This window comes from Chryseobacterium nakagawai (genome assembly GCF_900637665.1).
In the GTDB taxonomy this organism is placed as follows: domain Bacteria; phylum Bacteroidota; class Bacteroidia; order Flavobacteriales; family Weeksellaceae; genus Chryseobacterium; species Chryseobacterium nakagawai.
In genome coordinates this window covers 3,765,292-3,779,900 of sequence record NZ_LR134386.1, presented here as the reverse complement: position 1 = coordinate 3,779,900, position 14,609 = coordinate 3,765,292, and the positions used below count along the sequence as shown (strand labels likewise).

Genomic DNA, 14,609 nt, shown 5'->3' with positions numbered 1-14,609 from the left:
ATTAACTCTACATGTATATATCTTCTTTAAAACTTTGGAACTTCAGAAAATATGGAGGTCCAGTTTTTGATCTTAGCTCTCCACATCTAACAGTACATTTTAATAAAGGAATGAATATTTTGATCGGAGAAAATGATTCAGGGAAATCTGCGATCATAGATGCCATAAAGCTTGTGTTAAAAACCCATGCATACGAATGGATAAAGGTCGAAGAGAATGATTTTTTTAGTGATGATAATCAGATTTCACCTATTTTAAGAATTGAACTGGAATTTTCCGGAATCACCAATGCCGAAGCTGCCAATTTTATAGAGTGGTGCGGAATTCAGGATGAGGTCATGGATGTTGGCGGTAGGGAAGAGATATTCCGGAGGCCAAAGTTGTATCTGATCTATCAGGTTGAATACAAGGATGGCAGGATTTTGCCTGCCGACGTAAAGGCGGGGATGGACCGTGTGGGAAATACGTTGACAGCAGAAGCTAAAGAATATCTCAAATGTACATACCTTAAGGCTTTACGCGATACCGATAATGAGCTTGCTGCGAAGAAGAATTCAAGATTGTCCCAGATTTTGAAGGAGCACAAGGAATTCAAGCATACACAGGAAAATGGAATGCACGAATTCGAGGAACTGTTTGAAGGTACAAGTGAGCAGATAAGGGATAAATTTAAAGATGAACAACTGGGCTATCACACAAATATCAAAAAGGTAGTGGATGATTTCATCGTTTCGTTCATAGGCGACAATTCCGAGTCTGTGTTTGATTTCGGACCGACAAAGATTACCAATATTTTAGAGAAAATTTCGCTTGGAATAATCGGTGCGAAAAATTTGGGTTTGGGAACTATGAATAGGCTGTTTATGGCTGCAGAATTGCTCCATCTCAGAAAGGCGGACTGGAACGGTCTTAAACTATGTTTAATCGAAGAACTCGAAGCACATCTTCATCCACAGGCGCAGCTAAAAATAATAAATCGGTTGAAAAAAGAGGTAGGAATTCAGTATATCCTTACCAGCCATAGCCCTAATATTACCTCACAGGCAGATTTAAGGGAAATTATAATTTGTAAAAATAACGACGTGTTCCCGCTAGGTGAGGGAAATACTAAACTGGATCGAAAGGATTATAAGTATCTGGAGCGTTTCCTAGATGTTACCAAGAGTAACCTTTTCTTTTCAAAGGCAAATATCATAGTTGAGGGTTGGTCTGAAGAGATACTTCTTCCTACGCTGGCCGCTAAATTAAGAATGGATCTCGCCAGGAAAGAAATTTCGGTTATCAATGTGGCTTCAACAGCCTACCTGCATTTTGCGAAAATATTTTTGCGTGCGGATGCTCGTAAAATGAATGTCCCAATTGCAATTATTACCGATCTGGACAATAGACCTGATGAGTTTGGCGTTTTCAGGTCTTTTTTTAGGGAAGACAAAACGTTTAAAAACAAACTCTGCAACATTAATGTTTTAAAACGTGAACTCAAGTCTACAGATATAAAATTAAACATCGCTATACAATGGACTCTGGAATGGTGTCTTTATCGTTCTTGTTTATCTGATATATTTAAGGAAGCAGTTTTACAAGTACACAGTAAAACAGAAGAGTTCCAAAAGGATAATGATGCATTTAAAGCTTCATTTGAGGGGAAGTTTATTAAGAAGCTGTCAAAGAAATCGGGGACATCTCCCATAGATAAGGTGGCAGTTATGAATGTTTTTGCTGAACTGTTGTTGGAGGATACCACCATAACGGCTGATCAGATTACTGAAGATCGGTATCTTTCTTATTTGGTGAACGCTATTAAACAAGTATATGATTATGAGAATTGATCCATTACACTTGAGAGCTGCCGAAGAGATTTTGATAGGCGGGGAGGTTTTCGATCCTGAAAGAAGGGCATTTATTGCTAACATGAATACGGTTGATTTATTGGCAGTACCTGGAAGTGGCAAGACTACAGTTTTACTGGCTAAATTGTATTGTCTAGCTAAACAAATGCCCTTGGAGGCGAATCGAGGGGTATTAATACTCTCTCATACAAATCATGCCATCCAGGAGATTGAAAAAGCTTTAAAGCCTCTGTGTCCGCAGCTTTTTGCATACCCAAATTTTGTAGGGACGCTTCAGAGTTTTACAAATAAATTTGTGGCCAATCAGGCTTGCTTTGAGCTGTATGGTAGCTATATTCATAAGAATGACGATGAGATGTACCACTATGAAGTAGAGACATTTTATAGAAGCCTTCAGTATTCCAAAAAAGGACAAAATCCTGCTAATCTTAAAAATAAGCTTTTCGGCTTGGTTAACAGAGATTTCGTAGGTACATCTAGAGAAAAGGAAAGAAATATATTAAAGTTTCTGAAGGATTGCTCATATGATCTTGATGGAAGAAAGGTTAAAATTGGTAATACCTCGAAATTGACATATGCTGGTGTTAATAGAGAATACTATCTTGAGTTGGAAAGGTGGAAGTTAAGTCTTTTGTCCCAAGGTGTTCTGTCATTCAAAGATAGCTTTGATATCTCAAAAAGGTATTTAAATCTTCCCGGTTCAACTGATCTTAAAGAGGTTTTACAAAGTCGGTTCAAATACGTTTTTATTGATGAAATGCAGGATCTTGATTTTGATCAGGTACAATTAGTAGAAGGTATTTTCTTTACTGAAGGTTCTGCCACCACTATTCAAAGAATTGGCGATCGAAATCAGGCAATTTACTCTAGTTCATCGTTACATAGCGAAATTGTCTGGAGGACCCGGAATGAGACTGATCCTGAAAGATTTCAAGCAGATCTAAGTCTGACTAATTCACATCGGTTGACACCAGTAATTGGTAAGCTAGTTGATGGCTTCGTATTGAACCGAAGTGGTGGATATCGGGTGGTAGGTGCTTCCGGTCGTGAATCAATTCCACCCCATCTTTTAATCTTTACGGATGAAACTCAAGCTATGGAGCTTAAGGAAAGATATATCGGACTAATTAAAAATTTCGGACTAAACCAAAATGCTAAAAATATTGAAAGAGGATTTCATATCATTGCTTGGACAACTGACAAGGAGGAAGGTTCTGAAAGGTGGCATTTAAGAAAGCTTTTTCCAGAATATTCGAGGGAGATCAAGAAAGGAAGAGACGATTTCGATTGTTTAAGAAAGTATATATTTTTGTTTGACCGTAAAAAGCCAACTTTTGAAGCTGTGCGGAAATCTCTTTTAAATGGAATTGTTAGAATTTTACGAATTGAAGGCGTTAATATTCCTGGAGATTCTCCCAAAAAGTATCGTAAGTCTACTTTTGTTCAGTTGATTAAAAGTAAGGGGGATGCATACTATGACGTATTCAAGAATCGACTATTTAATTGGTGTTACTCAATTGTTGTTGAAGAAAATTATGAGGAGGTATTTGATGATTATGTTGATTATATAAGAAATCAAATTATCGATTTAATTGGAAATTTTAGAATTGCAAATTCAGAAGGTTTTATTAACAGGGAATTCAATTTCAATGCCGCTGAAATGATAGAATCTGAGGGGGTTGAAGACGATGATCTTGTCGTCAAATTAGGATCTATCCATTCGGTAAAGGGACAGACACATTGTGCAACTATGTATGTTGAGACGGATTACCACACATCCGAGCTGGCTAAGTTGACTGTGTTTGTTAAAGGAACAAAGAAAAGACCCGATTTTATAGGACGCAATCCTTTGTTTTTTCAGGAACAGGATTTTTCTCATTTAAATAAGGTGAGATCCAATGAAACGCTAAAAATGATGTATGTAGGCTTTTCGCGACCGACGGATCTGCTCTGTTTTGCAATAAGAAGAGATAGCGTTGGGCAAGATGTAGAAAAGTTTAGGGAGGCAGGTTGGACGATCGTACCTGTGGATGAGGAATGTGGCCAGACCGAGGCCGCTGTTTAGCTTTTCTATTTGATATAATGCATTGCATTGCAGGAAGCTGATGATGGTAGTCTCTTCATACTAGTTCATTTCAGAAGCAACCCCCAATCGAGCATAAGAAACAGTAGGAGAACATATTTCATTTTCTCTAGAGAGACGACTATCAAATAATTCTCCTTCAGTAAATTAAAAGGACGCTGTCCAAAGTCTTTTTTAACTGATTTAGAAAATATTTTAGAAATATGTATTTGAAAATGAATTATTTGTTTTCAGAAATTAAAAAGAAATCATTAGGAGAAGATAAAAACATACTATTTATAAAATGGGACAGATTCATTCGTAATGTTGAATATGCTTACAAAATGATTAGAAAGCTGCGAAAATATAAAACGACAGCAAAGGCTATTGATCAACCAATTGATTTCTCTGTGCTGGAAAGTACTGTTATGCTGGCTGTGTATTTAGCGGTTCCGGAAGCGGAAAATACCAGGAGGGCTCAAAATACTGCAAATGGCATTCGTTGAGCTAAGTTGATGGGTAGGTATCCTAATATAGTGCCTATTGTTAATAATAACTGGAATAGTCCTAACTCTAATTTTTCAGGTGTTAATTTATTGTAACTGTCATAATACATACTTATTTGCTTTTAAATAAGATCTCCAAAGCCTTTAAATTTGGAGATCATATTTTATTTTCCTTGCGGGGGTAAGTGAAGGTGTATTTCTGGGAGTTTTTTATTATCATGTTGGCGTTTATGAGGTTCTCCTGTCGACTTTGAAATCTCTTAGGTCTTGTTTTTAAAGCTATGAGTTTTAAATTTGTTGGTTTATTAAATTTAATGAAAAATAAACTGAAATATAGTATATAATAAAAAAGCTATATCTTTTTTATTAAAGCTCTCCATTCATCTGGTAAAATTTCATTTTTAAAATAACTATGCGCAAGATATCTGATACAAGATAGCCCCAATAAGTCCGTATTGTATTGCTGAGGCGATTCTACTTTTTCTAAAACAGTACTTTTAAATTCACTTAGTATGCCACTGTTTTTTAAAAATTCTAAATCATCTTTAACCCTGTCAATTGTTTCTACAAAATATTCATTGTGTAAATTTCTTTCAAACAAAAGTTTTTCGACCTTATGTTTTGCCGGGTCAATTGATACAATTTGTAAACTGAGGTTTTCATCTATAAAGGATAGTATTTGTTTAAACAGATCTTCAGAATTAAAAATGATGCTAAATTCCAGCATGATTGCTAGTAAGACAGAGGATTTATCACTATAGTTTTCTGGTTTTATATTCGTAGAGTAAAACTCGACAACTGAGTCAATATTATTGTAGAGTTCTGGTAGTCTATTGTATCTAATCTTTTCAATTCTTATATTTGAAACAACCTGATCACAGTAATTGTATAAGAAATTAACATCCTTTTGTCTCAATATTTTTTTATCACTAAAAAATAGAAATAATTGGACTATAGGTATTGAATGGTTATCAAAAATTGGTCTGTTGAAGCCACTATTATTTTCTACCAATTCTATAATTAAGTCTTTTTGTTTGTTTTTAATCTTCTCTATATTTTTCGATTCATATACTGTGTTTCTTAATCTACAATAATAAATGATGTCATCCAAATACTCAAAACATCTTATTGGATAACCAATTTTCTCGTAAAATCCACCCATTTCGGAAAATAACCCATTTTCAATCTTTGCTGCTAGAAAGGTTTTTTGGAAATATTTTCCTAAAATTAAAGTTTGGTTCTTAAGGAGTTTTCTAAATTCAAGGACAACTGCTTTTTTGGATTGTAAATTATTCTCTAAAATCCAATGCCAAGTTTTCAAAATTAAAAATTTAGAACATTCTTTTGCTGGTAATAAGTAGTTGTTTTCACTACTATAATGATATATTAGTGAGTTTAATAGATTTAATGTAGCAAATAACTTCCTGAAAGCTCTGCTTCTAATGCTTTCAAATCTTTTGAACTGTATATTTACCAGTTCTTTAAATTCTAAAAATTCATTGTCAGGAGCATCTAAGAATGCTAAGGTTTTTTTCAATAATCTAGCGCTGTCGCTGTCGGAAAGTAGATATTCGTTGAATAAATATTTTCCAAATAATTCGGTTAAATAGTAAATATCCCAACGTTCAAATTCTCCATCCTTAAATTCTCGCGTAATTAAGCCTTCAAAGGTGTTCCGGATGTTTGTTTTCAAAACTCCATTATGAACAATAACAATCTTTACGGGTAGCTGATTAAAATCTGAAATACTTGAATCCTTGAAAATGGTGTCTTTAGCTTCCATTATTGATTCTCTGATACCGTCAGTCTTGAAGTATGTAGCTTGGGTGATATCTCTATCAGCATGCCCTTTTAGTTCGAAATACCATTTGTGATCAATTCCATTCTTGTCTTTGCCCACTGCAATGATATCTTTACCATATTGCGATTGTCCCTTTGATTCTTTAGCTGTTTGTATGATTCTAAATCCCATTACGTTGAGTAGTAAGGGAAACAAATAATCTAATTCTGAATCTTCCTTTAAGGATGCTAAATATTCCTGTACTATAATGGCACTACTATTCATTTTCAAGTGTTTTTATTATCTGTGCAAAATCCTCATCTGACCAATCTTTTTTTCGATATAACCCTTTTTCTATTTCATATTTATTATAATTAATGAAATAACTTCTTGGCATTGTAAAACTGGAACCAAAAGTACTGAGTTCGGAGATAGGCTGGTCTGCTCCCATTCTGAAGCCTCCACCTTTTGCAAGTTGTATAGTATTTCCTCCTAAGATTGAGAGAAGACTATCATTTTCAAGATCTTTGTTAATTGATTTCCCCATGCTTTTGTGAAAAGAGTCATTAAAACTCCTGATCAACTTGTAATTCGTATTATAAGGATTGAATTCTTTAATAGAGTTTTTTAATTCAGTATTCTTTTTATGATATTCTGAAATATAAACTTTAATCCTTTCAAGTGTATTTTTATAAAATGGATTTTGTAGATCTAAATTATTTTCTAAAGCCTGTGGTACGTGCCCTCCATAGTCTTCTGATATTTCTTCTAATTTACATATAAAACTTTCCCTGATTAGCTCACTGCTGGAATCTAACAATGGAAGTAAGGGAACAATTCTTTGGGATGGATCATTAAAATCATCGGTTAGAGACATCCAAAGCTTGTATTGTGAAAGCGGAGATAGTTCCAAAATATTTAAAGTAAATATGTATGGAACTCTATCAGAAAGGAAATGAAAGATTTCAACGCCTAAAAAACGTTTACTTGCTGTATTGTTGGTTAAAAGATCAATTAAAAAGCTATCCAGATCAGATTTATCTAAGGTAAATAGGTATGATTGGAAACTTTTTATAAAACTTTTAAATGGCTTTTTATCAGTTATATTAAGAACTACATTTTTAAAAAAGCATATTTTTCTTACATGCCACAAGAAACCATTCAGTAAACGAATATGTTTTTCAATACTAAAATACGGTTGTCTTATAAATTTGATTACAACTTCAATTTTTTGTGGATAGTATTCTTTGACCAGCATCAAATTTCCTAAAATGTACTGCGCTGTATTTTCATTATCAATTTCATTAAGAAATTTTTGAAAACAATATGCATGATATTTTTCTTCATTCGATCTCAATATTGTAAAGACAAGTGCTAACACAGAGGTTTTGTATAAATAGCTTCCAATATACTTTTCTACAATTTGAATGAATATATCACAATCCCTATTTTGTATGTTTGAAATTTTTGATAGCCCAAAAAAGATGACATTTAATTTTAGATCCTTTTCTATTAACTCGTTTAGAATGTCGTTATAAAAAACTATATTTTTACTTTCGTAGAGACCTGTAACAATCGCAGATAAAATATTGTCATTAATGTCTTCTAAATCGACTGATTTTTTTAGAAGCTCTATGCCAAAATCATAATCTGAATAACTTTTCTCTCGAATTCCGCTTAAAATTAGACCTAGATTAAAATTGTACTCAGTGTCACTTTTAGTAATTTCCACTAGACAAATGGTGTTTGCTAAAATCTGGTCGACCGTCAAATTTAGCTCCGGAAGTAAACTTGAATAAGCCTCAGAGAAGTTATTTATATATTCAGGAATGTTTTCGGAATCAATAGCTTCTAGGAATGTATTGAAGGATTCATTATGATTTGAATTAGCCTTTCTTATTATGAATTTCCAAACTTCTTTTTCAAAGATCAGAAAATTATGGAAATTTTCAGTGTGATCAAAGTGCTGTAAGATATTGATGATAAATTCTATGTTTTTTTCAAAAGAGTCACTCATCTGAAAACCATATTTATCTTGATATCTTCCAAAAAGATAAGGAATAAGTATCTCATAATTTGATATGGAGAGCAAATTATTTTCCTGCTTAACTATATTCTCTTTTATTAATACAGCATCAAGATCATTAGGGGAAAATTGCAGCTTTTTCTGTTCCAATGCAAAATCAACAAATGTGTTTATAATTTCTTTCATAAAAATAGCCTATCTTTTGATAGATGTTTCGTAATAGTTTGACACCTATCAAATATACGAATTTGCTTATCCAAAGTCTAAAAGTGTTTCCTAATATTATCAGCTGGATTAGCCATTGAATTACTTTTTAATGTTTCTTCTTCTGAAAGAATCAGATTTTTTATTGAATATAAATTTCTTGTCTTTGCAGATATTTAGAATTTTCAATTAATATCAATATAAAACTAGTAGTGTATGACTTCTTATTTTATGTTTTTTAATTATTAATTTGTAAGTCAAATAAATAAATTAATTATATGAAGTCAGCCTATTTATACGTCCGCGTAAGTACAGATGAACAAAAAAGAAAAGGTTACTCCCTGCCTGAGCAAGAAGATAGATTATTGAAATATTGTAAATATAACAATATCGAAGTTAAAGGAATCTATCGTGAAGACTATTCTGCCAAAAATTTCAACCGACCTGAGTGGAAAGAATTGTTTTCAGAAATTAAAAAGAAATCATCAGGAGAAGATAAAAACATACTATTTATAAAATGGGACAGATTCAGTCGTAATGTTGAATATGCTTACGAAATGATTGGAAAGCTTCGGAAATATAAAACAACAGCAATGGCTATTGATCAACCAATAGATTTTTCTGTGCCGGAAAGTACCGTTATGCTGGCTGTATATTTAGCGGTTCCAGAAGCGGAAAATACTCGGAGGGCTCAAAATACAGCAAATGGTATTCGTCGAGCGAAGTTGATGGGTAGATATCCTAATAAAGCACCTATTGGATTTATTAATTTGACATTAATGGATGGTAAAAAAACTATTGCTCCTAAAGAGCCTGAAGCTGATATTATAAAGTGGTCTTTTCATCAAGCTGCCCAGAACGATCATAAGATTTCCGAAATAATGAAAATGGCTAATGAAAAAGGATTGATATGTTCACGGTCACACTTCTTTAGAATTTTACGGAATCCAATTTACTGTGGGCTTATATCAATCAAACTTAAATCTAATGAAGAACAAATGATAAAAGGTTTGCACGAACCTTTAATATCTGAATCGTTATTTTATCAAGTTCAGTCTGTTATTAATACAAAAAGAAAAACTACTTCTAAAAAAGATGATTTAAAAGAGCTGTTTTTTCTTAGAGGTTTTTTGACTTGTCCTGTTTGTGATCGAAAACTCAGTGGGAGTATTGCACAAGGAAGCTCAAAAAAATACCCATATTATCATTGTCATGATCGCTGTAGAACAAGGATAAACGCAGTTTTGCTGAATAATTGCTATCAAAATAAGCTTCAGCAATTGATACTATCAAATAACACAATTGAACTATTTAAGGATATTTTGGAAGGTCAGAATATAAAGACACAGAAAGCAAGTTATTTATACGGTCAAAAACTATTAGAAAGAAGAATAAAGGAGGAAGAACTAACTCTTTCTAGAGGTAGAAAATTATTTATAGCAGGAATATTGAAGATTGATGATTATAATGAGTTAAAAAAAGAATGCCTGGTTAATACTAAAAATTTTGGCAAAGAAAGACGTGATATTGCTCTTAAATTAAAAGCTATTGATAGAAAGAATCAAATAGAAAATAAAGCACTAGTTGAAATTTTCCAAAAATTTTCCGAGTTTGATACCTCAGACAAAAGATGTATTGTAAGTCTTATTCCACCAGTTGATATTGATTATAAAACAGGAGATCTCTCTTTGGGCTTGAATCAAGCATTCTCAAAAATATTATTAAAGAAAAGTAACCGAAAAACTAATAAGAAAAATGAATTTCATTGATAAAAATGTTTCAGTTGAGCAAGCAATTATTCTTCTTGCTAAGAATGGAATTCAGGTAAATGAGAAGGAAGCTAAAATTATATTGGAATTACTATATTTAGTATCAAAAAATTATGATAAGCCAAAAGAGAAAAAAATACTAGAACCTTAATGGGATTTCAAACTACGCTTCAATACCGATGAAATCTCTGATAGAGCACTTTTAGACTGTCTGTTTCAGATGGGCTAGGGATTTCACATCAAAAAATTCAAACCATAAAATATCAGGCTGTAAAAGTTTGATATAGAGATTTTTATGCATAAAAAAAGAGAGACAACTATCAAATAGTTGTCTCCTTAAGTGACCTCGACAGGATTCAAACCTGTAACCTTCTGAGCCGTAATCAGATGCGCTATTCAGTTGCGCCACGAGGCCGTTTTGTTATCTTGTTGTTTAACGGTTGCAAATATACCACTTTTTTCCTTTCTTTGAAAGATGAAACAGAAAATTTTACTTTTATTTACGGCATTTTCGCTAATTGCCTGTAAAAGAGAATCAAAAATTTCGTCCTCAGATTGGACGACTCTCTCAAATCGTACCCAATACAAGGAACAGAACGGAAGTCTGGAGCTTAAATCGGGGAATTTTACCTATAATTTTAAGCAAAATCAGACTCCTTTCAAGAAAATCATCCTTCTTAATGCCAGTATGGCGGGGTATATTTCAGAGATTGGAGCTGAAAATTTAATCATTGGTGTATCAAGTCCGGAGTACATTTATTCAGCAAAGATCCAGAATCTGATTAAAGAAGGAAAAATTCAGAACGTAGGAAGTGACCAGAAGTATGATCTGGAGAAAATTATTTCCATGAAACCAGATGCTATTTTCACTAATTATATTGCAAGTTTTGATAATGCTTACCAGCTATTGAAGAACAATGGAATCCAGGTTATATTCCTTGATGAGTATATGGAGCAGCAGCCATTGCAAAAAACAGCTTATATTAAAATTTTCGGAGAACTTTTCGGAAAAGAAAAAGAAGCTGAAGCTAAATATCAGGAAGTAGAAAAAAACTATAATGACCTGAAACAATTGGCGTTAAAAGCAAAAGAAAAACCCGTTGTTTTAGCCAATGAAATGTATGGTGATGTATGGTATCTCCCAGGTGGAAATACTTCGGTAGCCCACTATATTGCTGATGCTAATGCTACTTATATTATGAAAGATAATAAGGATGAAAAAGCGTTGACGATGAGTTTTGAAGAAGTGTATGCTAAAACAAATGGTGTTCAATACTGGGTAAATGCAGGAAATCACACTTCAAAAAAGGAAATGTTGAAAATGAATCCTTTTTATGGAAAACTGGAGGTGTTCAATAAAGGAAAGCTGTATACAATGGCAGGAAAAGAGAGAGAGAAAGCCAACGATTTCTTTGAAAGTGGTGTTGTAAGAGCAGATGTAATCCTTAAAGATTATATTAAAATCTTCCATCCTGAACTTTTACCGGATTATCAGCTTACTTATATGAAAGAATTGCAGTAACTCGGACTATTTGCTTATTTTTGCCTTTCCTTTTTATAAAGTTATGTGGAAAAGAATTAAACAATTTATTTTCATCGTTCTTGTATTGAACGTAGTTTTCATCATCTGGGGAAGATTTTTTAATCCACCCATTACCTTTACCCAGATAGGAGGCCTTTTTGAGTACGGAAAATTACACAGAGACTATATTTCCTATGATGAAATGGGAAGTAATGTAAAAAAAGCGGTGATTGCTTCAGAAGACCAGAAATTCTTTGACCATAACGGTTTTGATTATACTGCCATTGAAAAGGCAATGAAATATAATGAAAAAGGTAAAAAAATTAGAGGAGGAAGTACTATTTCTCAGCAGACGGCAAAGAATGTCTTTCTTTGGCAGGGCAGAAGCTGGGTAAGAAAAGGATTGGAAGCCGTTTATACTTTCATTATTGAGAAAGTATGGAGTAAAGATATTATCCTTGAAAGATACCTGAATTCCATTGAAATGGGTCAGGGCGTATTTGGTGTAGAAGCAGCAGCACAATATTATTTCGGTAAATCATCCAAAGATCTTAGTACCTCAGATGCAGCCTGGATTGCTGCTGTATTACCGAATCCGAAGAAATATGATCCAAAGAATCCATCTCCTTATTTGAGAAAGAAACACAATTGGATCATGAGACAGATGAGGAATGTAAGTTTGAAATAGTATCTTTGTACTAATGAAATTCTTTAATTCCAGCACAAATTTTGAGTCAGTTCTTAAAAAATACTTTTCTTTTAAGAACGAAACCCTTTCTTTGGAACCCTTTGCAGAGTTGTTAGAGAGTGTAAAAAGGGCAGACTTTACAGATGTGCTTAACTTTCTCAGAAACAATCCGAATTTTGCGGAAAACTTTAAACATTATATTCATAATATTTTTAAAGAAAGACCCTTCAATCTGTCCTTGACGGAAGCCAATATTCTTTCTGAAAATGCCTTCTTCCCGGAGCTTAAAAAAAGGATCCTGAATAAGGTATTACCCCCTGTAGAAAATGAAAAGACAGTGTGGTATATGATTGATAATGTAAGCCTCAGACCTAAAACCGATCTGAAATACCTTCACAACCTTCCGGAGAACGAGGTTAATGAATTTTTGAGACTTATTGGAGCTTCAGACTTTATCATTAAACCTAATGTAAAAAAAGAGCTTATCTTCTCCATGAACATCCTTTCATGGAGGGTTACGGGAATGGCTATGGAAGTAGAAGTGGTAAGAATGGCTCCTCAGTATAGGAATCTTTCCAATCCATTTTTAGCACTACAAAATGAACTGGAAGCTCTGGCAGATGATCTTGTTAAGGATCCCGAACTGCAATTACATTCCAAAGACAGCCGATATAAGCAGATTAAGATTTACTCGGAGCAATGTCTGGAGTTTGTGAATATTGCGTTTAAAAATTCAGCCAAATATGGGATTTCAGGAAAGATTAATCAATCATTGCTGAAGATTCGTCAGCAAACTGACAGGATTTATGAGATTATACAGCTGTTGATTATTGACAATGAAGAAGATGTTCTTGTAAAATCAAAACAGCTGATTTTTAATATTCTAAATTATAAATCTCATAAAAATAATATCGCAGATCTTATCAATGACAGTACAAGGCTAATTTCCCATCTTATCACCAATCATACTGCAGAAGCAGGAACCCATTATATTACTTCTACAAGAAAAGAATATATGACGATGTTCTACAAGGCGAGTGGTGGTGGGATCATTGTAGGAGCACTCTGTGTTCTGAAAATGTTATATGGATATATCCCCGGAAGTGACTTTTCACATGCGTTTTTGTACTCGATGAATTATGCCATGGGATTTGTGATGATCTATCTGATGGGATTCACACTGGCCACAAAACAGCCGGCAATGACCGCTGCAACAATGACTAAAGTGTTGTCTGAAGAAGGGAACAGCCAAAGAAATAATACAGAATTTGCCCATCTTGTCTCCAAATTATTCCGAAGTCAGTTTATTGCTTTCGTAGGAAATGTTTTACTGGCATTTCCGATAGCGCTTGCCATTATTTATGGATTGGATGTATTCTTTTCCCAAAACCTTGCTGTTGACAGGTCCGATAAATTATTAAAAGACCTGGACCCTTTCAAATCCAAAGCGATTCTGCATGCGAGTATTGCAGGCTTCTACCTTTTCATTTCAGGAATTATCTCAGGAAATATTGGTAATAATTCTGTATTCTACCAAATTCCGGAAAGGATTGCCAAAAATCTTTCTATCAGAAGTTTTTTCGGTAAGAAATTCGCGAAAGGATTATCAAAATATTATGCTAAGAACTGGCCGGGAATTGTTTCTAACTTCTGGTTCGGAGTGTTCCTTGGAGCAACCGCACCTGTGGGATTATTTTTCGGGCTTGATCTGGATATCAGACACATTACCTTTGCCGCAGGAAATTTTGCACTTGGACTGTATGGAAAAGATTTCTCCGTAGACTCTTATACGTTTTGGATATCCTTTTTTACTGTGTTTTTAATAGGTTTCTTTAACTTCCTGGTGAGTTTTAGTTTATCTATGTTTCTGGCTTTTAGATCAAGAAAGATGAACTTTGGACAGGTAAGTGAAATCTATAAAGAGATTTTTAAGTATTTTGTAAAACATCCATTGAAATTCTTCATTCCATTACGCTCAGGATTGGATAAAAAAGCTGATGATTTGATGAGCAGTACGATCTCTCATAAGTCGGAAGAGAAGGATCATTAAAATAAAGAAGCGAAAATAAAATAGAAAAGTCCCGATAGAGTTCGGGATTTTTTATGAGAAATAAATTCTCAATAATGTGAATTAAAAATAATTGTTTACTTTGGCTAAATATTATTTCGCCGTGGTAAGATTTGATATTTTATGGAAAATCA

Annotated in this window: 10 protein-coding genes and 1 tRNA gene; 8 read left to right on the top strand and 3 right to left on the bottom strand. The window is 33.6% G+C overall.

The genetic code is table 11. The annotated features are described in order from the left end of the window. Positions 1-11: 11 nt before the first annotated feature. From EL260_RS17090 to EL260_RS17080, 3 genes are all read left to right on the top strand, one after another. Entirely contained in the window at positions 12-1,829 is a 1,818-nt protein-coding gene (locus EL260_RS17090; protein ID WP_123856546.1) for an ATP-dependent nuclease, read from the top strand. Beyond that, positions 1,819-3,915, top strand: a complete 2,097-nt coding sequence (locus tag EL260_RS17085) for a UvrD-helicase domain-containing protein (protein ID WP_164466537.1) — start codon at positions 1,819-1,821, stop codon at positions 3,913-3,915. Before EL260_RS17090 ends, EL260_RS17085 begins: the two co-directional genes overlap by 11 nt. 233 nt (positions 3,916-4,148) lie before the next feature. Continuing rightward, a complete protein-coding gene (locus EL260_RS17080) occupies positions 4,149-4,418 on the top strand; it encodes a recombinase family protein (RefSeq protein ID WP_228445502.1) in 270 nt (89 codons plus the stop codon). 352 nt (positions 4,419-4,770) lie between these two features. Here the strand turns inward: EL260_RS17080 and EL260_RS17075 are convergent, their stop codons facing one another. Further along, positions 4,771-6,483 (bottom strand): hypothetical protein, encoded by a 1,713-nt coding sequence (locus EL260_RS17075; RefSeq protein WP_123856542.1) that lies wholly within the window; start codon positions 6,481-6,483, stop codon positions 4,771-4,773. Next, a complete protein-coding gene (locus EL260_RS17070; RefSeq protein ID WP_123856540.1) occupies positions 6,476-8,410 on the bottom strand; it encodes a hypothetical protein in 1,935 nt (644 codons plus the stop codon). The genes EL260_RS17075 and EL260_RS17070 overlap by 8 nt, the downstream gene beginning before the upstream one ends. A 296-nt stretch (positions 8,411-8,706) precedes the next feature. Between EL260_RS17070 and EL260_RS17065 the strand changes: the two genes are divergently transcribed. Then, positions 8,707-10,197 (top strand): recombinase family protein, encoded by a 1,491-nt coding sequence (locus EL260_RS17065; protein WP_123856538.1) that lies wholly within the window; start codon positions 8,707-8,709, stop codon positions 10,195-10,197. Next, a complete protein-coding gene (locus EL260_RS17060; protein WP_076350970.1) occupies positions 10,184-10,348 on the top strand; it encodes a PTS sugar transporter subunit IIBC in 165 nt (54 codons plus the stop codon). The genes EL260_RS17065 and EL260_RS17060 overlap by 14 nt, the downstream gene beginning before the upstream one ends. Positions 10,349-10,538: 190 nt before the next feature. Here EL260_RS17060 and EL260_RS17055 read toward each other — a convergent pair. Continuing rightward, positions 10,539-10,612, bottom strand: a tRNA-Arg gene (locus EL260_RS17055). Between the two features lie 60 nt (positions 10,613-10,672). On the opposite strand from EL260_RS17055, the gene EL260_RS17050 reads away from it, so the two are divergent. From EL260_RS17050 to EL260_RS17040, 3 genes are read left to right on the top strand one after another with little or no spacing between them, the layout of a single operon-like run. After that, positions 10,673-11,719 (top strand): ABC transporter substrate-binding protein, encoded by a 1,047-nt coding sequence (locus tag EL260_RS17050; protein WP_164466535.1) that lies wholly within the window; start codon positions 10,673-10,675, stop codon positions 11,717-11,719. A gap of 43 nt (positions 11,720-11,762) precedes the next feature. Further along, a complete protein-coding gene (gene mtgA, locus EL260_RS17045) occupies positions 11,763-12,407 on the top strand; it encodes a monofunctional biosynthetic peptidoglycan transglycosylase (RefSeq protein WP_123856536.1) in 645 nt (214 codons plus the stop codon). A gap of 13 nt (positions 12,408-12,420) precedes the next feature. Beyond that, the gene (locus EL260_RS17040) at positions 12,421-14,457 is read left to right on the top strand and encodes a recombinase (RefSeq protein WP_123856534.1); all 2,037 of its coding nucleotides are present in this window, start codon (positions 12,421-12,423) and stop codon (positions 14,455-14,457) included. The last annotated feature ends 152 nt before the right edge of the window (positions 14,458-14,609 follow it).